This is a genomic window from Stenotrophomonas sp. Steno-Z4 (assembly GCF_056393145.1).
On the sequence record NZ_JBWJPC010000001.1, the window covers coordinates 883,460 to 909,082 of the forward strand.

26 protein-coding genes are annotated in these 25,623 nt (G+C 66.7%); 7 read left to right on the top strand and 19 right to left on the bottom strand.

The annotated features are described in order from the left end of the window. Positions 1 to 33: 33 nt before the first annotated feature. Positions 34 to 795, bottom strand: a complete 762-nt coding sequence (gene ubiE / locus AC06E7_RS03895; protein ID WP_068854053.1) for a bifunctional demethylmenaquinone methyltransferase/2-methoxy-6-polyprenyl-1,4-benzoquinol methylase UbiE — start codon at positions 793 to 795, stop codon at positions 34 to 36. A gap of 71 nt (positions 796 to 866) precedes the next feature. Here ubiE and AC06E7_RS03900 point away from each other — a divergent pair, with 71 nt between their 5' ends. The 3 genes from AC06E7_RS03900 (at position 867) to AC06E7_RS03910 (ending at position 2,313) form a co-directional block, all read left to right on the top strand. After that, positions 867 to 1,319 (top strand): nucleoside deaminase, encoded by a 453-nt coding sequence (locus AC06E7_RS03900; protein ID WP_478063090.1) that lies wholly within the window; start codon positions 867 to 869, stop codon positions 1,317 to 1,319. Between the two features lie 199 nt (positions 1,320 to 1,518). Next, positions 1,519 to 1,851 (top strand): hypothetical protein, encoded by a 333-nt coding sequence (locus tag AC06E7_RS03905; protein ID WP_068854055.1) that lies wholly within the window; start codon positions 1,519 to 1,521, stop codon positions 1,849 to 1,851. A 69-nt stretch (positions 1,852 to 1,920) separates the two neighbouring features. Continuing rightward, on the top strand, positions 1,921 to 2,313 hold the full coding sequence (locus AC06E7_RS03910) for a low affinity iron permease family protein (protein ID WP_478063092.1): 393 nt from the start codon (positions 1,921 to 1,923) through the stop codon (positions 2,311 to 2,313). Here AC06E7_RS03910 and AC06E7_RS03915 read toward each other — a convergent pair whose 3' ends face one another. From AC06E7_RS03915 to smeD, 3 genes are read right to left on the bottom strand one after another with little or no spacing between them, the layout of a single operon-like run. Next, entirely contained in the window at positions 2,314 to 3,708 is a 1,395-nt protein-coding gene (locus AC06E7_RS03915) for an efflux transporter outer membrane subunit (protein ID WP_478063093.1), read from the bottom strand. It abuts the gene before it with no gap. Then, a complete protein-coding gene (gene smeE / locus AC06E7_RS03920; RefSeq protein ID WP_478063095.1) occupies positions 3,701 to 6,877 on the bottom strand; it encodes a multidrug efflux RND transporter permease subunit SmeE in 3,177 nt (1,058 codons plus the stop codon). Before smeE ends, AC06E7_RS03915 begins: the two co-directional genes overlap by 8 nt. Positions 6,878 to 6,889: 12 nt before the next feature. After that, positions 6,890 to 8,065, bottom strand: coding sequence for a multidrug efflux RND transporter periplasmic adaptor subunit SmeD (gene smeD / locus AC06E7_RS03925; protein WP_478063097.1), 1,176 nt, complete (start codon positions 8,063 to 8,065; stop codon positions 6,890 to 6,892). A 160-nt stretch (positions 8,066 to 8,225) separates the two neighbouring features. On the opposite strand from smeD, the gene AC06E7_RS03930 reads away from it, so the two are divergent. Beyond that, the gene (locus tag AC06E7_RS03930) at positions 8,226 to 8,894 is read left to right on the top strand and encodes a TetR family transcriptional regulator (RefSeq protein WP_068854060.1); all 669 of its coding nucleotides are present in this window, start codon (positions 8,226 to 8,228) and stop codon (positions 8,892 to 8,894) included. Between the two features lie 424 nt (positions 8,895 to 9,318). On the opposite strand, the gene hslU is transcribed toward AC06E7_RS03930, so the two are convergent. The 8 genes from hslU to AC06E7_RS03970 all read right to left on the bottom strand — a co-directional run bounded on the left by hslU (position 9,319) and on the right by AC06E7_RS03970 (position 16,904). Continuing rightward, positions 9,319 to 10,692, bottom strand: a complete 1,374-nt coding sequence (gene hslU, locus AC06E7_RS03935) for an ATP-dependent protease ATPase subunit HslU (RefSeq protein ID WP_095362980.1) — start codon at positions 10,690 to 10,692, stop codon at positions 9,319 to 9,321. A gap of 209 nt (positions 10,693 to 10,901) precedes the next feature. Continuing rightward, positions 10,902 to 11,453 (bottom strand): ATP-dependent protease subunit HslV, encoded by a 552-nt coding sequence (gene hslV, locus AC06E7_RS03940; RefSeq protein ID WP_017356659.1) that lies wholly within the window; start codon positions 11,451 to 11,453, stop codon positions 10,902 to 10,904. 91 nt (positions 11,454 to 11,544) lie between these two features. Further along, on the bottom strand, positions 11,545 to 12,435 hold the full coding sequence (gene xerC / locus AC06E7_RS03945; RefSeq protein WP_093533981.1) for a tyrosine recombinase XerC: 891 nt from the start codon (positions 12,433 to 12,435) through the stop codon (positions 11,545 to 11,547). Between the two features lie 22 nt (positions 12,436 to 12,457). Then, entirely contained in the window at positions 12,458 to 13,135 is a 678-nt protein-coding gene (locus AC06E7_RS03950) for a DUF484 family protein (protein ID WP_068854063.1), read from the bottom strand. Then, the gene (gene dapF, locus AC06E7_RS03955) at positions 13,132 to 13,983 is read right to left on the bottom strand and encodes a diaminopimelate epimerase (RefSeq protein WP_478063100.1); all 852 of its coding nucleotides are present in this window, start codon (positions 13,981 to 13,983) and stop codon (positions 13,132 to 13,134) included. The genes AC06E7_RS03950 and dapF overlap by 4 nt, the downstream gene beginning before the upstream one ends. Beyond that, positions 13,976 to 14,221, bottom strand: a complete 246-nt coding sequence (lptM, locus tag AC06E7_RS03960) for an LPS translocon maturation chaperone LptM (RefSeq protein ID WP_068854065.1) — start codon at positions 14,219 to 14,221, stop codon at positions 13,976 to 13,978. Before lptM ends, dapF begins: the two co-directional genes overlap by 8 nt. A 127-nt stretch (positions 14,222 to 14,348) precedes the next feature. Next, entirely contained in the window at positions 14,349 to 14,765 is a 417-nt protein-coding gene (locus AC06E7_RS03965) for a YbaN family protein (protein ID WP_068854066.1), read from the bottom strand. A 57-nt stretch (positions 14,766 to 14,822) separates the two neighbouring features. Continuing rightward, on the bottom strand, positions 14,823 to 16,904 hold the full coding sequence (locus AC06E7_RS03970) for a S9 family peptidase (RefSeq protein WP_478063102.1): 2,082 nt from the start codon (positions 16,902 to 16,904) through the stop codon (positions 14,823 to 14,825). Between the two features lie 133 nt (positions 16,905 to 17,037). On the opposite strand from AC06E7_RS03970, the gene AC06E7_RS03975 reads away from it, so the two are divergent. Next, positions 17,038 to 18,225 carry a pyridoxal phosphate-dependent aminotransferase gene (locus AC06E7_RS03975; protein WP_478063103.1) on the top strand — a complete coding sequence of 396 codons (1,188 nt, stop codon included), beginning with the start codon at positions 17,038 to 17,040 and terminating at the stop codon, positions 18,223 to 18,225. A 135-nt stretch (positions 18,226 to 18,360) separates the two neighbouring features. On the opposite strand, the gene AC06E7_RS03980 is transcribed toward AC06E7_RS03975, so the two are convergent. Together AC06E7_RS03980 and AC06E7_RS03985 are read right to left on the bottom strand one after the other, a co-directional pair. Further along, on the bottom strand, positions 18,361 to 20,454 hold the full coding sequence (locus tag AC06E7_RS03980; RefSeq protein ID WP_478063105.1) for a prolyl oligopeptidase family serine peptidase: 2,094 nt from the start codon (positions 20,452 to 20,454) through the stop codon (positions 18,361 to 18,363). 34 nt (positions 20,455 to 20,488) lie between these two features. Then, positions 20,489 to 20,845, bottom strand: a complete 357-nt coding sequence (locus AC06E7_RS03985) for a hypothetical protein (protein ID WP_478063106.1) — start codon at positions 20,843 to 20,845, stop codon at positions 20,489 to 20,491. Between the two features lie 164 nt (positions 20,846 to 21,009). Here AC06E7_RS03985 and AC06E7_RS03990 point away from each other — a divergent pair, with 164 nt between their 5' ends. Continuing rightward, positions 21,010 to 21,612: a lipocalin family protein gene (locus AC06E7_RS03990; RefSeq protein WP_068854071.1), complete on the top strand. Its 603-nt coding sequence runs from the start codon at positions 21,010 to 21,012 to the stop codon at positions 21,610 to 21,612. On the opposite strand, the gene AC06E7_RS03995 is transcribed toward AC06E7_RS03990, so the two are convergent. The 5 genes from AC06E7_RS03995 to AC06E7_RS04015 form a co-directional block, all read right to left on the bottom strand. Beyond that, a complete protein-coding gene (locus tag AC06E7_RS03995; protein WP_478063108.1) occupies positions 21,613 to 21,915 on the bottom strand; it encodes a HigA family addiction module antitoxin in 303 nt (100 codons plus the stop codon). Between the two features lie 11 nt (positions 21,916 to 21,926). After that, complete coding sequence (locus tag AC06E7_RS04000) at positions 21,927 to 22,205, bottom strand: type II toxin-antitoxin system RelE/ParE family toxin (protein WP_068854073.1); 279 nt, start codon at positions 22,203 to 22,205, stop codon at positions 21,927 to 21,929. A 132-nt stretch (positions 22,206 to 22,337) separates the two neighbouring features. Then, positions 22,338 to 23,027, bottom strand: coding sequence for a methionine ABC transporter permease (locus AC06E7_RS04005; RefSeq protein WP_217535714.1), 690 nt, complete (start codon positions 23,025 to 23,027; stop codon positions 22,338 to 22,340). Next, positions 23,024 to 24,031, bottom strand: coding sequence for a methionine ABC transporter ATP-binding protein (locus AC06E7_RS04010; protein WP_217535859.1), 1,008 nt, complete (start codon positions 24,029 to 24,031; stop codon positions 23,024 to 23,026). Before AC06E7_RS04010 ends, AC06E7_RS04005 begins: the two co-directional genes overlap by 4 nt. 132 nt (positions 24,032 to 24,163) lie before the next feature. After that, the gene (locus AC06E7_RS04015; RefSeq protein WP_095362990.1) at positions 24,164 to 25,060 is read right to left on the bottom strand and encodes a DMT family transporter; all 897 of its coding nucleotides are present in this window, start codon (positions 25,058 to 25,060) and stop codon (positions 24,164 to 24,166) included. A gap of 78 nt (positions 25,061 to 25,138) precedes the next feature. On the opposite strand from AC06E7_RS04015, the gene AC06E7_RS04020 reads away from it, so the two are divergent. Then, the gene (locus tag AC06E7_RS04020; protein WP_095362991.1) at positions 25,139 to 25,621 is read left to right on the top strand and encodes a YajQ family cyclic di-GMP-binding protein; all 483 of its coding nucleotides are present in this window, start codon (positions 25,139 to 25,141) and stop codon (positions 25,619 to 25,621) included. The last annotated feature ends 2 nt before the right edge of the window (positions 25,622 to 25,623 follow it).

Sequence of the window (25,623 nt, forward strand, 5' to 3'; positions counted from 1 at the left end):
CCGCCTTGGCTCAGCGGGAACCGGACCGGTGTCTCAAACCTTGTAACCGGAGTGGATCGAGACGATGCCGCCGGTCAGGTTCTTGTAATGGCAGCGCGCGAAACCGGCCTCGCCCATCATGGTCTTGAGCTGCTCCTGCGGCGGGTGCTTGCGGATGCTCTCGGCCAGGTACTGGTAGCTGTCGCCGTCGCGGGCGAACAGCTGGCCCAGCTTGGGCAGGATCTTGAACGAATGGAAATCGTAGATCGGCTTGAACCAGTCGGCGGTGACTTCGGAGAACTCCAGCACCCGCGCCTGGCCGCCCACCTTGAGCACGCGGTACATCTCGCGCAGGGCGGCGTCCTTGTCGGTCACGTTGCGCAGCCCGAAGGCGATGGTCACCAGGTCGAAGCTGGCATCCGGGAACGGCAGCGCCTCGGCGTTGCACTGGACGAAGTCCAGGCCGGCCACCAGGCCGCGGTTGGTCAGGCGGTCGCGGCCCACGGTGAGCATGCCGGCGTTGATGTCGCCGACCACCACCTGGCCGTCGTCGCCCACGCGCTCCTTGAGCAGCGCGGCGATGTCGCCGGTGCCGCCAGCCAGGTCGAGCACGCTGTCACCCGGCTTCACCTGCGCGGTGGCCACGTAGTAGCGCTTCCACGCCCGGTGGATGCCCAGGCTCATCAGGTCGTTCATCAGGTCGTAGTTGCGCGCGACCGAGGTGAACACTTCGCCCACCAGCTTCTGCTTGTCCTTGGCGGCGACATCGCGGAAGCCGAAATGGGTGGTGCCAGTCTTGTAGGGGGATTCGCTCATGGCCCCGATTATCGCACCGCTGGCCGGCCGGCGGCACCTTATGATGGCCCCTTCAGTTGAACGGACCGCCCATGATCACCACCCCCGACTACGCCGCCCTGCTTGAAACCGCCATCGCCGAAGCCCGCCAGGGCCTGGCCGAAGGCGGCATCCCCATCGGCGCTGCCCTGTACCACAACGACGGCCGCCTGCTCGGCTGCGGCCACAACCGCCGGGTCCAGGAGGGCGACCCGTCCGTGCACGGTGAAACCGACGCGTTCCGCAAGGCCGGCCGCCAGCGCCGCTACCAGGAAACCATCATGGTCACCACCCTGGCCCCCTGCTGGTACTGCAGCGGGCTGGTGCGCCAGTTCAACATCGGCACGGTGGTGGTGGGTGAATCAGTCACCTTCCAGGGCGGTATCGACTGGCTGCGCGAAAACGGCGTGCAAGTGATCGACATGCAGAGCCAGGAATGCATCGACCTGCTGGGCGGATTCATCTCGGCCCATCCCGAGGTGTGGAACGAAGACATCGGCGAGTAAGCGCCGGTTCCTGCGCGGCCGCGTAGCGAAACATGCCAGATGCGCCACACCGCCTGCGTGTGGCGCCACGCAGTCATGAATGCTTCAGTTGAATGGCAGTGCGCGCACGCGCGCTGCACACCGCCATGACGCGCCATGCACCGGGTTTTACGCACTATCAGGTTGCCTTTCCCTTCCTTCCTTTCGAATCGAAGCAGCCATGTCCTCCGTCCCACGCTCCATTCCCGCCGTTATCAATGTCGAGGCCGAGGTGAACTACTGGCGCGAGAAGCATGTCGCTGACGAGCTGAAATCCGCGTCCTTCGGGCATTACATCCCCTGGATCAAGTTCGCCTGCGATTCGCTGATCACCCACCCCAAGGCCTCCGACGAAGAGCGCGAAGAAGCCTTCCAGCACCAGTACGCGGCGCAGATCATGGCCAAACTCAGCGTGGATGACGCGCGGAAATTCGTCGAGGACGTCTGGGAACACGTCTACCTGATGAGCCAGCATGACCAGAATGCGCGTCCGCGCCTGAGCGCGAGCGCCTGAGCCACGGCTGCACGGCGCCTACACGGGGCGCCTGCCATTGATGGGACCCGTTCCAGTGTTCCGGTTCCCATGAAACTTCGCAGCGTGTTCAACCTCGTCGCCAAGAAGGCGTCCTACGCGGCGGGTACGCCGTGGACTTTCCTCGGTGCGGTCAGCATCGTGCTGATCTGGGCCCTCACCGGGCCCGTATTCAAGTTCAACGACACCTGGCAGCTGGTGATCAACACCGGCACCACCATCATCACGTTCCTGATGGTGTTCCTGATCCAGCACAGCCAGAACGCCGACACCGCCGCCATCCAGATCAAGCTCGACGAGCTGATCCGGGTGACCGCGGCGGCCAACAACGAACTGCTGGATCTTGAAGAACTGGACGAGGAGCGGCTGGAAGAGATCCGCCGCACCTACGAACAGATGGCGCGCGATGCGACCAAAGCCCTGGAAAAGGCGCGGAGTCGGTAGTTACCGCGCGGCCACATCGCCGCGTTCATACCACCCGCCACCCAGCACTTTGTACAGGGCCACCTGGTTGGACAACCGGTTCAACTGCGTGGTCACCAGCGACTGCCGCGCGGTGTACGCGGTCCGCCGCGCGTCCAGCAGGGTCAGGAAGCTGTCCAGCCCAGCGTCATAGCGCGCCTGCGACAGCGTCCGTGCCTGTTCGGCCGCCGCCACCAGCGCCTGCTGTGACGCCAGCTGCGCATCCAGGCTGTCGTTGAGCGCCAGTGCGTCGGCGGCCTCGCGGAACCCGGACTGGATCGCCTTCTCGTACTGCGCCAGCGCGATATCGCGGTTGGCATTGGCCACGCCCAGCCCGGCGCGCAGCTTACCGCCCTGGAAGATCGGCAGGTTCAACGTGGGCATGAAGCTCCACGCGCGGGTGCCGGCATCGAACAACCCCGACAGCTCCGACGAGGTGGACCCAACGCTGCCGGTGAGGCTGATCGACGGGAAGAACGCCGCGCGTGCGGCGCCGATGTTGGCGTTGGCCGCCAGCAGCGTGTGCTCGGCCGCCATCACGTCCGGGCGGCGCAGCAGCACCTCACCGGGAACGCCCGCCGGCACCGCGCGCACGGCGGCCACGTCGGTGGCTTCGCTGGCGGGCAGCAACGCCTCGTCGATCGGGCCACCGGCCAGCAGCGCCAGCGCGTTGCGGTCCTGCGCGACCTGGCCCTGGTAGCGGGCAACATCGGTGCGCGCGGTTTCCACCAGCGTGCGGGTCTGGCTCAGTTCCAGCGCCGAGGCACCGCCCAGCTGGTGGCGCGCCTCGCTCAGGCGCAGCGAATCCTCATGGGTGGCCAGGGTGGCCTCGGCGATCTTCAGCTGCTCGCTGTCGGCACCCAGGGTCAACCACGCGTTGGCCACTTCGGCCACCAGCGACAGCTGCGCGTTGCGGCGGTTGGCCGCCTCGGCGAAGTACTGCTGCAGCGCCGCCTGGCTCAGGTTGCGCACACGGCCGAACAGGTCCAGTTCGAACTCGACCACGCCGAGGTTGGCGCTGAACTGCTCGGTGACCGGCACATCGCCACCGCTGCGGGTCATCTGCCCCTGCACGCCGAGCGCGGGAACCCGGTCGGCACGCTGGATGCGGTACTGCGCACGCGCCTTGTCCACATTGAGCACGGCCACGCGCAGGTCGCGATTGTTCTCCAGCGACTGGGCGATGAGCGATTGCAGCCGCTCGTCGACGAAGTAGTCGCGCCAGCCGATGTCGGCCACCTCCACCGCCTCAGCGGTGGAGGTGGTGGCCGGCCACTGTGCCGGGATCGCCGGGGCGACCTCGGTGCTGCGTGGCTCGAGCATGGCGCAGCCGGAGAGGGCGGCGGTCATGGCCAGGGCAAGGAAAGCCTTATTCATGGGTGTCACCTTCATTGGAGTTCGTCCCGACCAACGGCCGGGACCCACCGTTCCTGGTGCCGCGGTTGAACAGCTTCTGCACCACGACAAAGAACAGCGGAATGAAGAACAGGCCTAGCACGGTGCCGACGATCATGCCGCCCAGCACGCCCGTACCGATCGCGCGCTGCGCACCCGAACCGGCGCCCGAGGCGATGGCCAGCGGCAGCACGCCCAGGCCGAATGCCAGCGAGGTCATGATGATCGGCCGCAGGCGGTCGCGTACCGCGTGCATGGTGGCTTCCAGCACGCCTGCGCCCTTCTCCAGGTTTTCCTTGGCGAACTCCACGATCAGGATCGCGTTCTTGCTGGTCAGGCCCACCGTGGTCAGCATCGCCACCTGGAAGTAGATGTCGCGTTCCATGCCACGCAGGGTATTGGCCAGCACCGCACCGAGGATGCCCAGCGGCGCCACCAGCAGCACCGAGGTCGGCACGCTCCAGCTTTCATACAGCGCGGCCAGGCACAGGAACACGATCAGCAGCGACAGCGTGTACAGCAGCGGCGTCTGCGAACCGGCCTGGCGTTCCTGGTAGGACAGCGCAGTCCATTCGATCTCGAAGCCCGGCGGCAGGTCCTTGGCGATGCGTTCGATCTCGGCCATGGCATCGCCCGAGGCCACGCCCGGTGCGGGCTCGCCCTGGATTTCCATCGCCGACACGCCGTTGTAGCGCTCCAGGCGCGGCGAACCATAGTCCCAGCGCTTGGAGGCGAAGGCGCTGAACGGCACCATTTCACCGGCGTTGTTCTTCACCGACCACAGGTTGAAGTCGTCCGGGTTCATGCGGAACGGCGCATCGGACTGCACGTACACGCGCTTGACCCGGCCCCGGTCGATGAAGTCATCGATGTAGCTGCTGCCCCACGCGGCGGCCAGGGTGCTGTTGATCGCGCTGGTCGACAGGCCCAGTGCATTGGCCTTTTCCACGTCCACGTCGATGCGCAGCTGCGGGGTGTCTTCCTGGCCGTTCGGGCGCACGTTGGCCAGCAGCTTGCTCTGCCCGGCGCCGCCGAGGAGCTGGTTGCGCGCATTGAGAAGGGCCTCGTGGCCCTGGCCGCTGTTGTCCTTCAGGAAGAAGGTGTAGCCCGAGCCGATGCCCAGCTCCGGCATGGCCGGCGGCGGGAAGGCGAAGATGAAGGCGTCCTTGATCTGGCCCAGCGCGCCCATCGCGCGCCCGGTGATCGGGCCTACGCCCTGGTCGGCATCACGCTCCTTCCAGTCCTTGAGCTTGATGAAGGCCATGCCCGCGTTCTGGCCCATGCCGGCGAAGCTGAAGCCCTGCACCGAGAACACCGACTCCACGGCTTCGGTCTCGTTCTTCAGGAAGTGGTCTTCCAGCTTGTACATCGCCTCCAGGGTACGTTCCTGGGTGGCGCCGACCGGGGTCTGCACCAGCGCCATCAGGATGCCCTGGTCTTCATTGGGCAGGAACGAGCTGGGCAGGCGCGCGAACAGCACGCCCATCGCCACGGCCAATGCCACGAAGATGGCCATGAAGCGCCACGGCCGCGCCAGGATGCCCTTGACCCCGCGCTGGTAGGTTTCGCTGGAACGGTCGAAGCCGCGGTTGAAGCCGCCGAAGAAGCGCCCGGACCAGCCCTTGTGCGCCACGTGGTGCTCGCCCTTCTTCAGCGGCTTGAGCATGGTGGCGCACAGCGCCGGGGTGAGCACGATGGCGACCAGCACCGACAGTGCCATCGCGGACACGATCGTGGCCGAGAACTGTCGGTAGATCACGCCGGTGGAGCCGCTCATGAAGGCCATCGGGACGAACACCGCCGACAGCACCAGGCCGATGCCGACCAGCGCGCCGGTGATCTGGCTCATCGACTTGCGGGTGGCCTCCAACGGCGACAACCCTTCTTCGGACATGATGCGTTCGACGTTCTCCACCACCACGATGGCATCGTCCACCAGCAGGCCGATCGCCAGCACCATGGCGAACATGGTCAGCATGTTGATCGAGAAGCCCAGCGCGGCCAGGATGCCGAACGTGCCCAGCAGCACTACCGGTACGGCGATGGTGGGGATCAGGGTGGCGCGGAAGTTCTGCAGGAACAGGTACATCACCACGAACACCAGCACGATGGCTTCGATCAGGGTCTTGATGACGCCCTTGATCGAGACCTGCACGAACGGGGTGGTGTCATACGGCACTACCGATTCCAGCCCGGCCGGGAAGTTTTCCTTCAGGTCCTCCAGCGCGGCGCGCACGCCGTTGGCGGTATCCAGCGCGTTGGCGCCGGTGGCCAGGGTGATCGCGATGCCGCTGGACGGCTTGCCGTTGTAGCGGGTCACGAAGTCATAGCTTTCGGCGCCCAGCTCGACCCGGGCCACATCGCCCAAGCGCAGCTCGCTGCCATCGGCACCACCGCGGACCAGGATGTTGCGGAACTGTTCCGGGGTCTGCAGGCGGTCCTGCGCGTTGATGGTGGCGTTGAGCTGCTGGCCCTTCACCGACGGCGCGCCGCCGAGCTGGCCGATGGCCACCTGGGCGTTCTGTGCGGTGATCGCCGCGGTGACCTCGTCCACCGACAGCTTGTAGGTGTGCAGCTTGTTGGGGTCCAGCCAGATGCGCATGGCGTACTTGCCGCCGAACACCTGGATGTTGCCCACGCCCGGCACGCGGCTGAGCGGATCGACGACATTGGAGCCGACGTAGTCGGAAATGTCGTTGGCATCCATGCTGCCATCGTTGGAGACGAAGCCGATCACCTGCAGGAAGCCGCTGCTGGACTTGGCCACGTTGATGCCCTGGCGCTGTACTTCCTGCGGCAGCAGCGGCATGGCCAGCTGCAGCTTGTTCTGCACCTGGACCTGGGCGATGTCCGGATCGGTGCCGCTCTCGAAGGTGAGGGTGATGGTGGCCTGGCCGTTGGCCGAGCTGTTGGAGGAGAAGTAGATCAGGCCATCGATGCCCTTCATGTTCTGCTCGATGATCTGGGTCACCGAGTCCTCGACCACCTTGGCCGATGCGCCCGGGTAGGACGCGCTGATCTCGACGGCGGGCGGTGCCACTTCCGGGTACATCGACACCGGCAGCTTGAGCACCGCCAGCGCACCGGCGAGCATGATGATGATCGCAATCACCCACGCGAAGATGGGGCGATCAATAAAGTAACGAGCCATGGAATTCTCCGCTTACTGCTTGTCGGCCGCGGCCGCCGGCGTTGCCGGCTTGGCCGGCGCGGCGCCCATCTCGGTGGCCTGCACGGGCATGCCCGGCTGGATCTTCTGCAGGCCTTCAACGATGACCTTGTCGCCGGGCTTCAGGCCGTCTTCGACCAGCCACCTGCTGCCCAGCGCGCGGCTGACCTTGACCGGACGCACTTCGACCTTGTTGTCCTTGCCGACCACCATGGCGCTGGTGTCGCCCTTGGCGTCGCGGGCGATGCCCTGCATGGGCACCAGCAGCGCGTTGTCGCGCACGCCGCTACCGACCACCGCACGCACGTACATGCCGGGCATCAGCACCTGGTCGGGGTTGGCGACCTTGACCCGCAGCGCGTAGCTGCCGGTGGTGGGGTCGACGCTGACTTCGGAGAATTCCAGGGTGCCCTTGTGGTCGAACTCGGTGCCGTCGTCGAGCAGTACGGTCACCGGCAGGCTCTGGTTGTCCTGCAGGCGGCCACTGGCCAGTTCGCGGCGCAGCTGCAGCAGTTCGCTGGCCGACTGGGTCAGGTCGACGTAGATCGGGTCGAGCTGCTGCACCGTGGCCAGCGCGTCGGCCTGGCCGGCGCTGACCAGCGCGCCCTGGGTGACGCTGGACTTGCCGATGCGGCCACTGATCGGTGCGGTGATCCGGGCGAAGCCCAAGGTGACGTTGGCCGCGTCCAGGGCGGCCTTGGCGGCGCCGACATCGGCTTCGGCCTGTTTCTGGGCGGCCACGGCGTTTTCCAGGTCCTGCTGGCTGACTGCATCGACCTTGGCCAGCTCGGTGATGCGCTTGGCGCTCAGGCGGGCGGCGTTGGCGGTGGCTTCGGCGCGGGCCAGCTGGGCACGGGCACTGTTGGCATCGGCGCGGTAGCTGGCGTCATCGACCTGGTACAGCGGCTGGCCGGCGTTGACCAGGCCGCCCTCGGTGAACAGCCGCTTGGCGACGATGCCACTGACCTGCGGGCGCACTTCGGCGACCAGGAAGGCATTGGTGCGGCCGGGCAGCTCGCGGGTGAGGCCGACCTGTTCGGCCTTCAGGGTGGCCACGGTGACCTGCCCCGGCCCGCCCTGCGGACCCTCTTCACCTCCCCCGCCGCAGGCGGACACGGTCAGGGCGATCGCGAGGGACAGCGCGAGAAGACGGTACGGGGTACGGGACATGGGAGGCTCGCAGCAGGAACGGGAATGGGGGTGGCCGGGCCCGCGCGGGTACGCGCACGCCTCACCGGATAGCAGTGGGGCGTAAATATACATACATGCATGTTTGTTTGTAAACGGGTACAATTCAGGCCGGTTTCATCCAGCACGTGCACACAGCGCCATGGCCAGAAAAACCAAAGAAGCGGCGCAGGCCACCCGGGAAGGCATCCTGGATGCGGCCCAGAGCTGCTTCCACGAATTCGGGGTCGCCAACACCAGCCTGGCGATGATCGGCGAGCGCGCGGGCTATACCCGCGGCGCGGTGTATTGGCATTTCAAGAACAAGACCGAAGTGCTGACGGCGATGATCGACCGCGAGCGGGTGCCGTTCATCGAGCGGCTGCGGCGGACGACCTCGTCACGGCGCAACACGCCGGTACTGGACCTGCGCTCGGCGCTGTTGGTCTCCTTCCGGGAACTGGCCACGGACGAGCGGTTGCGCAACATGATGGAGATCATGCTGCGCAACGACCTTTCGGTGGAAAGCCAGGCGATGCAGCAGCTGCAGCTGGAGGCGTCGCGTGAGGAGCTGGCGATTTTCAGCGCGGCATTCGAGCGCGCGCGCGAGCTGGGGCAACTGCGCGAGGGCGTGGACGTGGACACGGTAGCCCGCATCATCAGCACCAGCCTGACCGGCGTGCTGTACAGCGCGATGCTGGAACCGGAACTGTTCGAGCTGCAGCGCGACGGCACCCAGACCCTGGACGCCGTTTTCGGCGCCTTCGTAAAGCCTGGCGTATTCGTACCGGGCGCCCCACCCGAAGCCCTGCCGACCGACGACGAGGCGTGATTGGTCCGATGTCGCCCGTGTGCTGGCGACAAGGGTGACTGGTGGGTGGTTTCGGTCTGGGTTTACACCCGGACGCATGAATCCGACCGGGCACGTCACCGGCTCCGGACATTCGGGCCGCGCTGCGCGCGGTGTCCGGCCAACGGCCGGGGCTACGAATTTCTACGGGGCCATTGGGATCGGGATCAATCAACCATCGGCGTCGGCTGGCATATCCAGATCTCCGGACGTTACGTAACAACTCGTAGCCCCGGCCGTTGGCCGGACACCGCGCGTAGCGCGGACCAACCGTCCGAAGGCGTTTGCGCGACGATCACGGCCAACATTCCGGCGTTTAGAGGTTCCGAAGCCGCCCATCAGGCGCCATGACGTTCGAGCGAAGAGCAGCCGGGCAAAGCCCGGCTCTGCCTCGTTGACCCGCCGCTTACAGGATGTACCGGCTCAGGTCCGGATCCTTGACCAGCTCGCCCAGGTGCTTGTCGACGTAGGCCGCATCGATGGCCAGGGTTTCGCCGTCGCGGTCCGGGGCTTCGTAGCTCAGCGAATCGAGCAGGCGTTCCAACACGGTGTGCAGGCGACGTGCGCCGATGTTTTCCTGGCGTTCGTTGACCTGGAACGCGATTTCGGCAAGGCGATCCACGGCGTCTTCGGTGAAGTTCACGGTCACGCCTTCAGTGGCCAGCAGCGCTTCGTACTGCTTGGTCAGCGCGGCCTTGGGCTCGGTCAGGATGCGGACGAAATCCTGCTTGCTCAGGGCACCCAGTTCCACGCGGATCGGGAAGCGGCCCTGCAGTTCGGGAATCAGGTCGCTCGGCTTGGCCAGGTGGAACGCGCCGGAAGCGATGAACAGGATGTGGTCGGTTTTGACCGTGCCGTACTTGGTGGACACGTTGGAGCCTTCCACCAGCGGCAGCAGGTCGCGCTGCACGCCTTCGCGGGAGACATCGCCGCCGCCGACGTTGTCGCCGCGCTTGGCGACCTTGTCGATCTCGTCGATGAAGACGATGCCGTGCTGTTCGCAGGCTTCGATCGCGGCGCTGCGGATGTCGTCTTCGTTGACCAGCTTGCCGGCTTCCTCTTCCACCAGCAGCGGGCGCGCGGCCTTGATGGTGACGGTGCGCTTCTGCGCCTTGCCGCCGCCCAGGCTGGAGAACATCTGGCGCAGCTGCTGGCCCATTTCCTCCATGCCCGGCGGGGTCATGATGTCCACGCCGATGTTGGCGGCCACTTCCAGTTCGATCTCGCGCTCGTCCAGCTCGCCGTTGCGCAGCATGCGGCGGAACTTGATGCGGGTTTCGTTGTCCTGCGCGGAGGGTTCGTTGCGGGCGGCTTCAGGATCAAAGCCGATGCCGCCGGCACGACGCGGCAGCAGTGCGTCGAGGATGCGGTCTTCGGCACGCTCTTCGGCCTGGTTGCGCACGCGCACCTTGGCCATTTCGCGGTACAGCTTGACGGCGGTATCAGCCAGGTCGCGGATGATCTGTTCGACGTCCTTGCCGACGTAGCCGACTTCGGTGAAGCGGGTGGCTTCCACCTTGACGAACGGGGCCTTGGCCAAGGTGGCCAGGCGGCGTGCGATTTCGGTCTTGCCGACGCCGGTCGGGCCGATCATCAGGATGTTCTTGGGCATCACTTCATCGCGCAGCTCGGCTGGCAGCTGCATGCGCCGCCAGCGGTTGCGCAGGGCGATGGCCACGGCGCGCTTGGCGTCGTGCTGGCCGACGATGTGGCGGTCCAGCTCCTGCACGATTTCGCGCGGGGTCATGGTGGCGGAGGATGATTCGTTGTTGTGCGGCATGGGTGCGCTCACAAAAAATTCTGGGGAAAATGGCAGGGCTGTCCGGGCCTGCGGCACTGACGTAACGGTGAGGTGGACCCGACTGGTAGAGCCGACCGGTAGAGCCGACTGTTAGTCGGCTGCTGATCCATGCTGCCGACTAACAGTCGGCACTACGGCTGATCCATGCTGCCGACCAACAGTCGGCTCTACCGATTTGACCCGCAGGGTCAAAGCTCCTCGACCACCACGTTGCGGTTGGTGTAGATGCAGATGTCGCCGGCGATGTTGATCGATTCGGTGGCGATGGTGCGCGCATCCAGTTCGGTGTGCGCCAGCAGTGCGCGCGCGGCGGACAAGGCGTAGGAACCGCCGGAGCCGATCGCGATGATGCCGTCTTCCGGTTCGATAACGTCACCGGTGCCGCTGATGATCAGCGAGGTGTCCTTGTCGGCCACGGCGAGCAGGGCTTCGAGCTTGCCCAGGCGGCGTTCGGTACGCCAATCCTTGGCCAGCTCCACGGCGGCACGCTGCAGCTGGCCGTGCTTTTCGAGCTTGGCTTCAAACAGCTCGAACAGGGTGAAGGCGTCGGCGGCGGCACCGGCGAATCCGGCCAGCACCTGGCCCTCGCGGCCCAGGCGGCGCACCTTGCGCGCGTTGCCCTTCATGACGGTGTGGCCGAGGGTGACCTGGCCATCGCCGGCGACGGCGACATGACCGTTGCGGCGCACCGAAATGATGGTGGTGGCGTGAAACACGTTGGGGTTCTGACTGGGGTCCATGGAGCCTCCGGGGTGACAAGAACAGAGGTGGGGCCACCGGCCGATCCTTCAAGCCGCCCTGCCCTGCGCCCGGGTGACGCAGTGGTCCGGTTCAGCTTTCGTTGTCGCCCGTGCGCCGCTTTGCCCGTGGGTGCGCGGCGTCGTAGACCTTGGCCAGGTGCTGGAAATCCAGGTGGGTGTAGATCTGCGTGGTGGCGATATCGGCATGGCCCAGCAGCTCCTGCACGCCGCGCAGGTCACCGGAGGATTCGAGGATATGGCTGGCGAAACTGTGCCGCAGCATGTGCGGGTGCACGTGCTTGAACAGGCCCTGGCGCTGGGCCAGCTGGCGGATGCGGATCTGCACGGCGCGCTGGGTGATCGGCCCGCCCTTGCGCCCGGGGAACACCGGCTGCGCGTCGCCGCCGCCGCTCTCCGCACGCCATCCCAGCAGCGCCTCGCGTGCGTGCGAACCAAACGGCACGCGACGCTGGCGATTGCCCTTGCCGAGCACGTTGACCAGACCGGTGGCGAAATCCAGGTCGCGCCAGATCAGCGCGCACAGTTCACTCAAACGCAGGCCGGAGGAATAGAACAGTTCGAGCAGCGCGCGGTCGCGCAGACCGAGCGGTGCATCGGTGGGCAGTTCCACCAGGCGCACCGCTTCGTCGGCATCGAGCACCTGCGGCAATTTTCGCGGTGCCTTCGGGGCTTTCAGGCCGGCGGCGGGACTGACTGCGATGCGATGGTGCTTGAGCAGCCACGCGTAGAAACTGCGGCAGGCCGACAGCCGGCGCTGCAGTGATTTTGGCGCCAGCCCGCGGCGGTGTTCGGCAGCGATGAACTGGCGCAGCTGCGCGCCATCGAGCCCTTCCGCGCTGCCCTCCTGCTGGATCGCCCAGGCATCGAGCGCGGCCAGGTCACGGCGGTAGGCATCCAGCGTGTGCGCCGATGCGCGGCGCTCCACCTGCAGGTACCCGAGGAAATCCTGGACGGCGTTCATGCGGGATGCCGCCGGCGCGGTCTCAGGCCGGGTCGAAGCGCTTGAGGGCCACGGCCAGCGCCTCGCCCATCATGCGCAGGAACAGCGTGCCCATGCCCGGGTAGAAGCGGTTGCCATCATGGCTGCCCACCGCGATCAGGCCCACGCCCGGCAACGGCAGCAATGCGCTGGACTGCACTTCATCCACGCGCCCGCCGTACAGCACCGTGTTCTTCTCCGGCTGCAGGCGGCCGCAGATCGGCTCGCCATCCTTCAGGCAATCGCGGAACGAGGCCAGCAGCGGGCTGCCTTCTTCGATCACCTGCAGCCACGGCGCCTGCTCCAGGCCCTGCACCGGGTGCAACACCACCAGCCGCACCAGGTCACCGGCGAAGTCTTCCTCCAGCGAGGCGGCCATCGCGCGCAGGGTATCGGCGGCGCTGTCCTGCTTCATCAGGGCCAGCGTGAGCTGGTGGGTGCGCACGGCCAGGCGTTCGTTGACCTGCGCGTTGGCCGCCAGGTCGGCCAGCCGGCGCGACAGCTCGCGGTTCTTGTCGCGCAGCACTTCCAGCTGGTAGCTGGCCAGCGACGCGGTGGGGCCATCGTCGCGCGGCACCACCAGGGTCAAGGCCAGGTCCGGGAACTGCTTCAGGAACGCCGGGTGCCGGCGCAGCCACGCGGCGACTTCATGTGCGCCGATCTTCTCGATGGTGTCGCTCATGCGTTCCACTCCCCTTCGAAGACGAATGCGGCCGGTCCGGACATCACCACCTGGGCGTCGTCGGCCGGCCAACGCAGGCGCAGGTCGCCCCCCGGCAGCGACACCGTGGCGTCACGCTGCAGGCGGCCGCGCTGCATCATCACCACGGCGGCGGCGCAGGCGCCACTGCCGCAGGCCAGCGTTTCGCCGACGCCGCGTTCGAACACGCGCAGGCGCGCATGCTGCGGATCGACCACCTGCACGAAGCCGACATTGACCGACTGCGGGAAGGTCGCGTGCTGCTGCAGCAGGGGCCCCAGCCGTTCGACCGGTGCGGCGTCGACCAGGCCGACTTCGATCACGGCATGCGGGTTGCCCATGGAGACCGCGCCAAAGCGCACGGTATCGCCCTGCAGCGGCAGCAGGTATTCCTCGCGCGCACGGGCAAAGCCCAGCAACGGCACCTGGTCCGGCTCGAAGCGCGGCACGCCCATGGCCACCGCGTAGTGATCGGCGCCGATACGTTCAATGGCGTGGGTGGCCAGCGGGCTGTCGATGTTGAAACGTTCGCCCTGCGCCGCACCATCGCGCACCAGCCAGGCCGCGACGCAGCGCGCGCCGTTGCCGCATTGTTCGGACTGCGAGCCGTCCGAATTCCAGATGCGGTAGGCCGCAACCGAGCCGTCCGCGCGCGGCGGTTCGATGGTCAGGATCTGGTCGCAACCGACGCCGGTGTGGCGGTTGGCCAGCTGGGCCGCCAATGCCGGGGTGGGTGCAGGGGTACCGTCGCGCAGGTCGAGCACGACGAAGTCGTTACCCGCGCCGTGCATCTTGCTGAAGCGCAGCGCGGTGGAGGCGGCCTTACTCATTCCCGTCGTCGGAGTTGAGCTGCGGGTCGACCGGATCGGGCACGACCGGCGGATCGTCGGTGGCGTTGGTGTCTTCCGGCACCGCCTCGGCATCGGCGGCCGGCTCGACGGCCTGCTCTTCGACCGGCACCGGCTTCTGCGGCATGACCAGCGGGCCCTTGTTGCCACAGGCCGAAAGGAACAGCAGCGCCAGCGCTGCCAACGGAATCAGGATGCGATTGCGATGGGGGATGCTCATGGCCCGAGTATAGCGGCGCGCGAAAGGACAGGTGTGCCGATTCAATGAACGCCCAGATGGGACCGGTGCGCCCGGACCGGTGACTGCCGCCATGGGTAGCGCCGGCCGTTGGCCGGCCCGGGCAGTGCTAGGGCGGCAACGGCCGGGTCCACAGCCACGCCGCCACCACCGTCATGCAGCCGATCGACAGCCACTTCACCCAGGCGATCGGCACGCACCACAGCATGATGCCGGCGCATACCGCCATGGTCAGGGTGGCCATCCACTTGCCCTTGCGGCTGACCGCGCCATGCGCCTGCCAGTTGCCGATGGCCGGGCCGAACCGTGGGTGCTGCAGCAGCCAGGTGTGCAGGCGCTCGGAACCGCGTGAGGCGGCCCAGGCCGAAATCAGGATGAACACCGTGGTCGGCAGGCCGGGTACGAAGATGCCGACGATGCCGGTGCCCAGGCTGGCATAGGCAAGCAACCACCAGGCCCAGCGGAAGCGTACCGATGGCCGCGCAGGGGCGGCATCGGGGTGCTCGGGGCGTTCGGGCAGGGTCATGCCGTGAGGATAGCGAGGCCCGGCGCCGACCGCGATGGTCGGCGCCGGCACGCAGCGTTACGGCGCCGTATCGATGCCCAGCTGGTCGAGCACGAACGCATACGACTCGGCCAGCTCCAGGTAACGCTGGAAGCGGCCGGACTTGCCGCCGTGGCCGGCTTCCATGTTCGTGCGGAACACGATCGGCGCGGTGCCGGTGTTGTCGTCGCGCAGGCGCGCCACCCACTTGGCCGGCTCCCAGTACTGCACCTGCGAATCCCACAACCCGGTGCCGACGAACAGCGACGGGTAGGCCTGGCGCTGCACGTTGTCATACGGGGAGTAACCCAGCATGTAGTCGTAGTACTCGCGGTTTTCCGGGTTGCCCCACTCGTCGTATTCGTTGGTGGTGAGCGGGATGCTGGCATCCAGCATGGTGGTCACCACGTCCACGAACGGCACCTGTGCCACCATCACCCGGTAATCCTGCGGGGCCTGGTTGGCCACCGCACCCATCAGCAGGCCGCCGGCGCTGCCACCGGACGCGGCCACCCGGTCCTTGGCGGCATAGCCCTGCCGGACCAGTTCGCGGGTGACATCGACGAAGTCGTTGAAGGTGTTCTGCTTCTTCAACAGCTTGCCGTCCTCGTACCACGCACGGCCCATTTCCTCGCCGCCGCGGATGTGCGCGATGGCATACACCACGCCGCGATCGAGCAGGCTGACCACGGTCTGGTTGAAACCCGGGTCCATCGACATGCCATAGCTGCCGTAGGCGTACTGATACAGCGCGCCCGTGCCGTCCTTCCTGAAACCGTTGCGGTAGACCAGCGACACCGGCACCTTGGCGCCGTCACGCGCGGTCACCCACACCCGTTCGGTGGTGTACTGCGCCGGGTCATAGCCGATCACCGGCTGCTGCTTGAGCTGGCGGCGCTCACCGGTGGTGGTGTTGAGCTCGTAGGTGGTGGTCGGCGTGGTCAGCGAGGTGTAGGCATAGCGCAGCCACGGCGTATCCGCTTCGGGATTGGCGGCCAGGCCCATGGAATACGCCGGCTCGTCGGCCTTGACGTAGTCCTGGCGCCCATCGGCGAACAGCAGGCGCACCCGCTCCAGCGCGTTGGAGCGCTCGGCGATCGCGGTGAAGCCGTCGAACAATTCGAAGCCCTCCACCAGCACGTTGTCATCGTGCGCCACCCAGTCGGTCCACTGGCTGCGTGCGGTGGCATCGGTGGGCGCGGTGACGATCTTGAAGTTCTTCGCACCGGCATCGTTGGTGCGGATCACCCAGCGCCCACCGAAATGGTCGGCGTCGTATTCCACATCGCGCGCACGTGGCGCCAGCACCGTGAACTGCTGCGGGTTGGCGGCGGGTGCGTAGCGGCTTTCTGAGCTGACGGTGCTGTGCAGGTCGATGGTGATGAAGCGGTCGTCACGGGTGCGGCCCACGCCCATGTAGAAGCTGTCGTCCGCTTCCTCGTACACCAGCACGTCGCTGCGGGTCGGGGTACCCAACACGTGCTTCTTCACCCGCACGGTGAGCAGGGTTTCCGGGTCGTTTTCCACGTAGAACAGCGTGCGGTTGTCGTCGGCCCAGACCACGTTGGCCGAGACATTCTCAATGCGGTCCGGCAGCACCTCACCGGTGCGCAGGTCCTTGAAACGGATCACATACTGGCGGCGGCCGACGTCGTCCTCGGCCCAGGCCAGCAGGTGGTTGTCCTGGCTTACGTCGGCATCGCCCACGTCGAAGTAGCCCTTGCCCTCGGCCATCACGTTGAGGTCGAGCAGGATTTCTTCCGGCGCGTCCATGCTGCCCTTGCGGCGCGCCTGGATCGGGTAGTCCTTGCCGGTTTCGTAGCGGCTGTAATACCAGTAGCCGCGCTCGCGCGCCGGCACGCTGGCATCGTCCTGCTTGATGCGGCCGACGATCTCCTTGTACAGGGTGTCCTGCAGCGGCTTGAGCGGGGCCATCACCTGGTCGGTGTAGGCGTTCTCCGCATTCAGATAGGCCAGCATGGCCGGCGCTTCGCGCTTGTCGTCCCGCAGCCAGTAGTAATCGTCATTGCGGGTCGCACCGAACGGAGTGGTGACCGCGTGCGGATGCTTCTCGGCGTCGGGTGGGGTCAGCGCGGGGGCGGCATGCACGGAAGCGGTCATCAGGGTGGCAACCAGAAAAGGAATGGGGGATTTCACGAGATAGGGCTCCTTGCCAGTGAATGCAATGGTGGCCAGTCTGGCGGCGCGGCGGCACCCACGGCAAGCGCGCAGGCCCTCGCCTATCATGGGGTGCATGAGCACCCGCATCCCCACGGCCGGCTACAGCCGCCGCAGCCAGGAAATCGAACCCTTCCACGTGATGTCCCTGCTGGCCCGCGCGCAGGCGTTGGAACAGGCCGGCCATGATGTGATCCACCTGGAAATCGGCGAGCCGGACTTCACCACGGCCGCGCCCATCGTACAGGCCGGCCAGGCCGCGCTGGCCGCCGGGCATACCCGCTACACCGCCGCGCGCGGGCTGCCGGCCCTGCGTGCAGCCATCGCCGGGTTCTACGGCACCCGCTACAACCTGGACCTGGACCCGGAGCGGATCCTGGTCACCCCGGGCGGCTCGGGCGCGCTGTTGCTGGCCAGCAGCCTGCTGGTCGATCCCGACCGCCATTGGCTGCTGGCCGACCCGGGCTACCCGTGCAACCGCCATTTCCTGCGGCTGGTGGAAGGCACGGCGCAACTGGTGCCGGTGGGGCCGCACACCGCCTACCAGTTGACCCCATCCCTGGTGGACACCCATTGGAATGCCGCCAGCGTCGGTGCGCTGGTGGCGTCTCCAGCCAACCCGACCGGTACGGTGTTGTCGTCGGCGCAGTTGGCTGCGCTGTCGCAGTCGTTGAAGGCGCGTGGCGGCCACCTGGTGGTGGATGAGATCTACCACGGCCTCACCTACGGCATGGATGCGCCCAGCGTGCTGCAGGTCGACGACGAGGCGTTCGTGCTCAACAGCTTCTCCAAGTACTTCGGCATGACCGGCTGGCGGCTGGGCTGGCTGGTGGCACCGCCGCAGGCCGTGGCGGACCTGGAGAAGCTGGCCCAGAACCTGTACATCAGCGCCTCCAGCATCGCCCAGCATGCCGCGCTGGCCTGCTTCGAGCCGGACACCATCGCCGTCTTCGAGCAGCGCCGCCACGCCTTCCAGGCACGTCGCGACTACCTGCTGCCCGCCCTGCGGGCGTTGGGCTTCCGCATCGAGGTCGAACCGGAAGGCGCGTTCTATCTCTATTGCGACGTCAGCGGGTTCACCGATGACGCGCAGGCCTTCTGCGCGCACTTCCTGGAAACCGAGCACGTTGCATTCACCCCGGGCCTGGATTTCGGGCATTACCGCGCCAACCAGCACGTGCGGCTGGCGTATACGCAGGAAATTCCGCGATTGGAAGAAGCCGTGGCAAGGATCACGCGCGGCCTGGAAACCTGGAAGGGCTGAAAAAAAACGCCGCGCATCACGCGCGGCGTTCAAAAGGGGTGGAGCCAACCAGACGCCCCACCACCCGGAGGCGTGCACCGACCAACGGTCGGTGGCTACCGAGGGTAGGTGCCGACCGTTGGTCGGCACACCTTCTTATTTCAACCGTTCCCACAGGAAGCTGTAGGCCAGCGCCGACATGTGCGCGGCCTGCGCATTGTTCGCCGCGCCGCCGTGGCCGCCTTCGATGTTCTCGTAGTAGGTCACGTCCTTGCCCGCCTCGATCATCTTCGCCGCCATCTTGCGGGCATGGCCCGGGTGGACGCGGTCGTCACGGGTCGAGGTGGTGAACAGCACCGGAGGATACGTTTTCTTCGGATCGAACAGGTGGTACGGCGAGAAGGTTTGAATGTACGCCCAGTCGGCGGTGTCGGGGTTGCCGTATTCGGCCATCCACGAGGCGCCGGCCAGCAGGTGGCTGTAGCGCTTCATGTCCAGCAGCGGCACCTGCACCACCACCGCCCCGAACAGCTCCGGGTACTGGGTGAGCATGTTGCCGGTGAGCAGGCCACCGTTGCTGCCGCCCTGCACGCCCAGGTGCCGGGGCGAGGTGATCTTCCGGCTTACCAGGTCGCGGGCGACTGCAGCCATGTCCTCATACGCCTTGTGCCGGTTCTGCTTCAGCGCCGCCTGGTGCCAGCGCGGGCCGTACTCGCCACCGCCACGGATGTTGGCCACCACGTACACGCCGCCCTTTTCCAGCCAGGCGCGGCCCATGCCGCCGGAGTACGACGGGGTCAGCGAGATCTCGAAGCCGCCGTAACCGTACAGCAGGGTCGGGTTGGACCCGTCCAGCTTCATGTCCTTGGCATGCACCACGAAGTACGGCACGCGGGTGCCGTCCTTGCTGGTGGCGAAGTGCTGCTCGATCACCTTGCCTTCGGCATCGAAGAACGCCGGCATGGTCTTGAGCACTTCCGGCTGCTTTCCGATCTCTGCCAGCGCCAGGGTGGTCGGGGTCAGGTAGTCGGTGACGGTCATCCACACCGCATCGCTTTCGTCGGCATCCACCGCGCCTACCGCTACGGTGCCGAACGAGGGCGCGCCGGTGAAGTCGCTCTTCTTCCAGCCCTCGGCCGACGGCGTCAGCACCTGCAGGCGGCTCTTGACGTCATCAAGCACGTTCAGCACCAGGTGGTTCTTCGTCCAGCTCGAGCCGGCCAGCGAGGTGGTCGCGGTGGGGGCGAACAGCACCTCGAAGTCACGCTTGCCGGCAATGAAGTCGTCCAGCTTGGTGATCAGTAGCGAACCGGCGGCATAGGTCTTGCCACCCACCGTCCACGGATCGCGCAGCTCCAGGGTGAGCCACTGCTTGCGCAGGCCTTTTTCGGCCGAGTTCGGCGCATCGATCCTGGTCAGCGTGCCATCGTCGGCGCGCAGGTAGATCTCGTTGTTGTAGAAGGCCAGCGTGCGGCTGACCAGGTTGCGCTCATAGCCGGGCGTGTCGTCGTGCATCGCCGCGATGTACATGTCATCGGACTTGCCTTCGTAGACCACGCTGGCCGCCGACAGCGGCGTGCCGCGCTTCCACAGCTTGGCCACCCGCGGATAGCCGGAGGTGGTCATGCTGTCCTTGCCGAAATCGGTGTAGACGAACACGGTGTCGCGGTCGATCCAGCCCAGCCCGCCCTTGGATTCGGGACGGAAGAAGCCGTCCTTGATCCAGCGCTTGTTGGCCAGGTCGAATTCGCGGGTCACGTCGGCATCGGCGCCACCGCGCGACAGCGCAATGAGGCAGCGGGTGTACTCCGGGCGCAGGCATTCGGCACCGTGCCACACCCAGTTCTCGCCTTCGGCCTTGTTCAGCGCGTCCAGGTCGAGCACGGTCTCCCACTTCGGGGCCGGCTTGCGGTACTCATCCAGCGTGGTGCGCCGCCACAGGCCGCGCTCGTGCTGCTTGTCCTTCCAGAAGTTGTAGTAGTACTCGCCGATCTTCTGCACGCCCGGGATCTTGGCATCCGAATCGAGCACCTCGCGGATGCTGGCTTCCATCTGCTTGAAGGCCGGGGTCTGGGCCAGGCGGCCTTCGGACTTGGCGTTCTGCTGCTTGACCCAGTCCAAGGACGTGTCGCCGGTGACATCTTCCAGCCAGGCGTAGGGATCGGCGGGGGTCTCAGCGGCCATCGCGGTTCCAGCGGCACCAGCAGAGAACAGGCCTGCCATCAGGCAGGCAGAGGCGAGTCGTGACATTGCGGCTCCAGGCGGTCATATCCCCCGGACGCTATCACACGGCCTGCCCCGCTCCCCCCTGTCGAAGGTCAGGGCGAAGGCGGGGAGCCGCGCGGCGCACCCGGCGCCGCGCCTGCGGGCCGCGCCGGCGGCGGGCCTGCCAGGCCAACAGCGACGTCGGCAGGCGGAAGCGGTACAGGCTCCACCACGCCAGGCACGGCATGCCGACCAGCCACATCGGCAACCACCCCACCCATTCACTGCTGCCACGCGCGGCCGGCCACACCAGCACCACGGCCAGACCGGCCAAGGCCACCTGGCGAACGCCCCGCAGGACGCGGGGATCGGGGGCCTGCAGGGCGCGGGTGCCAGGCTGCGGGGTGCGGGAACGGCGCGAAGACGACAGGGTCATGACAGGGCTCCATGCGAAAGTGATGCGTCACCTTGCCGTGCTGCCATCTCACAGGCTGCGACCTTCGCATTCCCGCCATTGACGTTCTCTTCCGTCCCACCCACCATGCCTGCAGCCACGCTGACCGACCCATGGCCTGTACCACCACTGGAGCTTTTCGCCGCATGTCTTCGAACCGCCCGCTTCGCGTTGTCCTGCTGCTGTCGACGCTGTCGCTGCTGTCCGCCTGTGCGTTCGGCGACAGCAAGCCGACCCCGGTGCCGACGGTCAGCACCCCGGCCAGCGCGCCGATCGACCTGCAGAAGTTCATGGGTACCTGGTACGTCATCGGCCGCGTGCCGAACCCGGTCGAGCGCGGCCACGTGGCCAGCGTCAACCAGTACACGCTGCGCGGCGACCAGAAGGTGGCCATCACGTATCGCTTCCGCGATGGCTTCTCGCAGCCGCAGCAGGAACTGACCGTGCGCGCCTCCGTGGACGAGGAAAGCGGCAACCACAACTGGCGCACCTGGTTCTACAAGGTGGTGCCGACCCATACCCGCGTACTGGAAGTGGCGCCGGACTATTCGTGGGCGATGCTGGGGTACCCGGGCCGCGAGATGGCCTGGATCTTTGCGCGCAAGCCGGACATGGACAAGGACCTGTACAAGGAACTGGCCACCCGCCTGCGCGACCAGTACGGGGTCAACACCGACAAGCTCAAGCGCGTGCCGCAGCACCCCGAGCAGGTGGACCGCCTGGGCTACGAGGTTCCGAACGTAAGGTGATCAGGCCGCAACGCGCGGCATGACCCTGCGTTCGATGTCCGGCCACGTAGACAGGGTCTTGAGGTCGTATTCGGCCTGCAGTGCGAGCCACGAGGCGGCGTCACCGCCGAAATGGCGCGCCAGCCGGGCCGCCGTATCTGCGGTGACGCCCCGGGTTTCATGCACGATGGCATGCAGCCGGGTGGCCGGCACGTCCAGGGCACGCGCGAGCGCATTGATGCTCAGCTCGAGCGGCACCATGAATTCCTCCCGCAGGATTTCGCCCGGGTGGATGGCCCTCAGTTTGTTGGCGGCACGGCTCATGGTCGGCATCCTCAGTGGTAATCAACGATTTCGACATGGCACGGACCTGCATCCGTCCAGGTGAAACACACGCGCCATTGGACATTGATGCGGATGCTGAACTGCCCTCGTCGTTCGCCCGCCAGCGCTTCAAGACGGTTGCCGGGCGGACTGCGCAGGAACTGCAGGGTCTGCGCCGCGTCCAGCATCTGCAGCTTGCGCTCGGCAACCGCCTGGATGCTGCGGAACCGCCGTGGGCATCGGCCTTCGAACAGGGCAAGCGTATGGCGGCAGCGGAAGGACTGGATCATTCCGTTTAGCGTAATACGCTGAACGGAATATAGCACAGACGCAGATCACGCAATGCCGACGCGGTCGAACGTCGGATCAATCCGATCGCCGGTTCGTATCGCCAGGCTCAATGATTGCGCCAGGTGCCCCCCTTACTTGCGCGAATACCGCCCCACCAGCCAGTCACCCAGCATCTGCAGCAGTTGGACCAGCACCAGCAGCAGCACCACGGTGACCAGGGCCACATCGGTGTGCGAGCGCTGGTAGCCGTCGCGGAAGGCCAGGTCGCCCAACCCACCGGAGCCGATCGCGCCGCCCATGGCGGTGAAGCCGATCAGGGCGATCACCGTGACGGTGGCGCCGGCGATCAGGCCCGGCCGTGCTTCGGGCAGCAGCACCCGGCTGACCAGCTGCCAAGTGGTGGCGCCCATCGCCTGGCTGGCTTCGATCACGCCGCGGTCCACTTCGCGCAGCGCGGTTTCCACCAGGCGCGCGTAGAACGGTGCGGCACCGATGACCAGCGGCACGATCGCGCCGCGCACGCCGAGCGAGGTGCCCATCATCCACAGCGTGATCGGAATCAGCACGATCATCAGGATGATGAAAGGCACCGAGCGCAGCAGGTTGACCAGCAGCGCCAGCCCGCCATACAGCACCGGCTTGCGGTGCAGCTGCGGCGAACCAGTCAGGAACAGCAGCACGCCCAGCGGCAGGCCGATGGCCAGCGTGAGCGGCAGTGAGCCGGCCAGCATCAGCAGGGTGTCGACGGTGGCCTGGCCGATATCGGCCCATTTGGCGGCGTCGAGGTGGCGGAAGAACCCACCCGCAGTAGCGATGATCATCGGCGCAGCTCCTCCAGGTGAACGCCGGCGGCAACGAAGCCGGCCTGCGCGGCCTGCACGTCGCCGCCGACCAGCGATACCGTCAGCTGGCCATACGGGGTGTCTTTGATCCGGTCGATGCGGCCGGACAGGATGTTGTAGTCCACCCCCGTCTCGCGGGCGATGCGGCCCAGCACCGGCTCATAGGTATCGGTACCGAGGAAGGTCAGGCGCACGATGCGCCCGGCCACGGCGTCGAAATCCTTGTGCAGCTCGCCTTCGTCGACCTGCTCGGATTCGTTGACGAAGCGGCGCGTGGTCGGGTGCTGCGGGTGCAGGAACACCTCGGTGACCGGGCCGGTTTCCACCAGGTGGCCAGCATCCAACACGGCCACGCGGTCGCAGACGCGGCGGATCACATCCATCTCGTGGGTGATCAGCACGATGGTCAGGCCCAGCTCGCGGTTGATCCGGCCCAGCAGCTTCAGCACCGAGGCGGTGGTCTGCGGGTCGAGCGCGCTGGTCGCTTCGTCGCACAGCAGGATCTGCGGCCGGGTGGCCAGGGCGCGGGCGATGCCGACGCGCTGCTTCTGGCCGCCGGACAGCTGTGCCGGATACTTGTTGGCGTGCGCCTCCAGGCCCACGGTGTGCAGCAGTTCGTCCACGCGCGCGTCGATGTCCGCACGCGGGGTACCGGCCAGTTCCAGCGGGAAGGCCACGTTGGCCGCCACCGTGCGCGAGGACAGCAGGTTGAAGTGCTGGAAGATCATGCCGATCTTCCGGCGCAGCGCACGCAGGCCGTCGGTGTCCAGCGCGGTGACGTCCTCGCCGTTGATCAGCAGGCGGCCACCGGTGGGTTCTTCGAGCCGGTTGATCAGCCGGATCAGCGTCGATTTGCCCGCGCCGGAATGGCCGATGATGCCGAACACTTCGCCGGCCTCGATGGTCAGGTCCAGCGGCTGCAGCGCGGCGATCGCGCGGCCGCCGACGGCATAGGATTTGTGCAGGCGCTGGAACTCGATCACTTCGCGGTCAACCGGGGCATCGACGGGAGGGGGCGTGCAGCCTACCAGCGCGGGACGGCCCTGGCCCGCGCGGCAGCAGCGAATCATATTCCGTTTGATTATAAGGCGGCGTCATCGCCCGCCCGGCGGCGCTCAGGGATGGTCCAGCGGCTGCGGCGCCCGCACCTGGCGGACCCGCTCGCGGTGCAGCAGGTACAGCCCGGAGGCCACGATGATCGCCGCGCCCAGCCAGGTGAAGCGGTCCGGCAGCACGCCCCAGAACAACAGGTCCCAGCCGATCACCCAGACCAGCCCGGTGTATTCCAGCGGGGCGATCAGCGAGGCCTCGCCCAGCTGGAAGGCGCGGGTCAGGGCTACCTGGCCACCCGCCCCGGCCAGGCCCATGCCGGCGATCAGCCAGCCATGGCGCAGCTGCAGCGGCTGCCAGTCCGGGATCGCCAGCAACCCGGCGCCCAGCGCCAGGATCACCAGGAACCAGACCACCATCGACTGCGGCGTATCGGTGCGGGTCAGCATGCTGACGGTGATCGCCGCCACCGCATAGGCGGTGGCGGCCAGCAGCACCATCAGGCCCGGAATGGAAATGAAGCCATCCACGCCGGGACGCAGCACCACCAGCACCCCAACCAGGCCGATGCCGATGGCGATCCAGCGGCGCGGCCCGACGTATTCACCGAGCAGCGGCACCGACAGCGCGGCGATCAGCAGCGGCGCGACGAAATAGATGGTGTAGGCGGTGGACAGCGGCAGGCTGCGCAGGGCGAACACGAAGCACCCGATCATGGCCATGCCGAGCAGCCCGCGCAGCAGGTGCAGGCCCCACCGGACCGGGATCAGCGAGCGCGGCCCGGCCGTGGCCAGCACCCAGACCAGCACGAACGGCAGCGACGCCGCGCCACGCAGGAAGGTGACCTGCAGGGTCGGGTAGCTGGAGGACAACTGCTTCATGCCCGCATCCATCAGCGAGAAGCAGGCCACGGCCATGAGCATCCAGGCGACGGCACGGGTGGGGGTGCGTTGGGATTCCATGGCCCATTATCACCGCCCTTGCCGGGACGTCCATGCAGGGTTGTTAGAATGGCGGCTTCACCTGCAGGAGTTTGCCCCATGCCCTCTTTTGACGTCGTTTCCGAAGTCGACATCCACGAGCTGACCAATGCGGTCGACCAGGCCAACCGCGAGCTGTCTACCCGCTTCGATTTCAAGGGCGTGGATGCCAAGTTCGTGCTGGAAGACAGCGTCATCAGCCAGTCCGCGCCCAGCGACTTCCAACTGCAGCAGATGACCGACATCCTGCGCCAGCGCCTGACCGCACGGAAGATCGACGCTGCCTGCCTGGAGTTCGGCGATATCGAAACCAACCTCGCCGGCGCCCGCCAGAAGATCACCGTGAAACAGGGCATCGAACAGAAGGTCGCCAAGAAGATCGCTGCGGCAATCAAGGAAGCCAAGCTCAAGGTCGACAGCCAGATCAACGGCGACAAGCTGCGCGTGACCGGCAAGAAGCGCGACGACCTGCAGGACGTGATGGCCCTGCTGAAAAAGGGAACGTTCGAGGTACCTCTGCAGTTCGACAATTTCCGCGACTGATT

Coding starts and splice junctions, on each gene's coding strand:
- ubiE (WP_068854053.1), bottom strand. CDS start 795: ATGAGCGAATCCCCCTACAAGACTGGCACCACCCATTTCGGCTTCCGC.
- AC06E7_RS03900 (WP_478063090.1), top strand. CDS start 867: ATGATCACCACCCCCGACTACGCCGCCCTGCTTGAAACCGCCATCGCC.
- AC06E7_RS03905 (WP_068854055.1), top strand. CDS start 1,519: ATGTCCTCCGTCCCACGCTCCATTCCCGCCGTTATCAATGTCGAGGCC.
- AC06E7_RS03910 (WP_478063092.1), top strand. CDS start 1,921: ATGAAACTTCGCAGCGTGTTCAACCTCGTCGCCAAGAAGGCGTCCTAC.
- AC06E7_RS03915 (WP_478063093.1), bottom strand. CDS start 3,708: ATGAATAAGGCTTTCCTTGCCCTGGCCATGACCGCCGCCCTCTCCGGC.
- smeE (WP_478063095.1), bottom strand. CDS start 6,877: ATGGCTCGTTACTTTATTGATCGCCCCATCTTCGCGTGGGTGATTGCG.
- smeD (WP_478063097.1), bottom strand. CDS start 8,065: ATGTCCCGTACCCCGTACCGTCTTCTCGCGCTGTCCCTCGCGATCGCC.
- AC06E7_RS03930 (WP_068854060.1), top strand. CDS start 8,226: ATGGCCAGAAAAACCAAAGAAGCGGCGCAGGCCACCCGGGAAGGCATC.
- hslU (WP_095362980.1), bottom strand. CDS start 10,692: ATGCCGCACAACAACGAATCATCCTCCGCCACCATGACCCCGCGCGAA.
- hslV (WP_017356659.1), bottom strand. CDS start 11,453: ATGGACCCCAGTCAGAACCCCAACGTGTTTCACGCCACCACCATCATT.
- xerC (WP_093533981.1), bottom strand. CDS start 12,435: ATGAACGCCGTCCAGGATTTCCTCGGGTACCTGCAGGTGGAGCGCCGC.
- AC06E7_RS03950 (WP_068854063.1), bottom strand. CDS start 13,135: ATGAGCGACACCATCGAGAAGATCGGCGCACATGAAGTCGCCGCGTGG.
- dapF (WP_478063100.1), bottom strand. CDS start 13,983: ATGAGTAAGGCCGCCTCCACCGCGCTGCGCTTCAGCAAGATGCACGGC.
- lptM (WP_068854065.1), bottom strand. CDS start 14,221: ATGAGCATCCCCCATCGCAATCGCATCCTGATTCCGTTGGCAGCGCTG.
- AC06E7_RS03965 (WP_068854066.1), bottom strand. CDS start 14,765: ATGACCCTGCCCGAACGCCCCGAGCACCCCGATGCCGCCCCTGCGCGG.
- AC06E7_RS03970 (WP_478063102.1), bottom strand. CDS start 16,904: ATGACCGCTTCCGTGCATGCCGCCCCCGCGCTGACCCCACCCGACGCC.
- AC06E7_RS03975 (WP_478063103.1), top strand. CDS start 17,038: ATGAGCACCCGCATCCCCACGGCCGGCTACAGCCGCCGCAGCCAGGAA.
- AC06E7_RS03980 (WP_478063105.1), bottom strand. CDS start 20,454: ATGTCACGACTCGCCTCTGCCTGCCTGATGGCAGGCCTGTTCTCTGCT.
- AC06E7_RS03985 (WP_478063106.1), bottom strand. CDS start 20,845: ATGACCCTGTCGTCTTCGCGCCGTTCCCGCACCCCGCAGCCTGGCACC.
- AC06E7_RS03990 (WP_068854071.1), top strand. CDS start 21,010: ATGTCTTCGAACCGCCCGCTTCGCGTTGTCCTGCTGCTGTCGACGCTG.
- AC06E7_RS03995 (WP_478063108.1), bottom strand. CDS start 21,915: ATGAGCCGTGCCGCCAACAAACTGAGGGCCATCCACCCGGGCGAAATC.
- AC06E7_RS04000 (WP_068854073.1), bottom strand. CDS start 22,205: ATGATCCAGTCCTTCCGCTGCCGCCATACGCTTGCCCTGTTCGAAGGC.
- AC06E7_RS04005 (WP_217535714.1), bottom strand. CDS start 23,027: ATGATCATCGCTACTGCGGGTGGGTTCTTCCGCCACCTCGACGCCGCC.
- AC06E7_RS04015 (WP_095362990.1), bottom strand. CDS start 25,060: ATGGAATCCCAACGCACCCCCACCCGTGCCGTCGCCTGGATGCTCATG.
- AC06E7_RS04020 (WP_095362991.1), top strand. CDS start 25,139: ATGCCCTCTTTTGACGTCGTTTCCGAAGTCGACATCCACGAGCTGACC.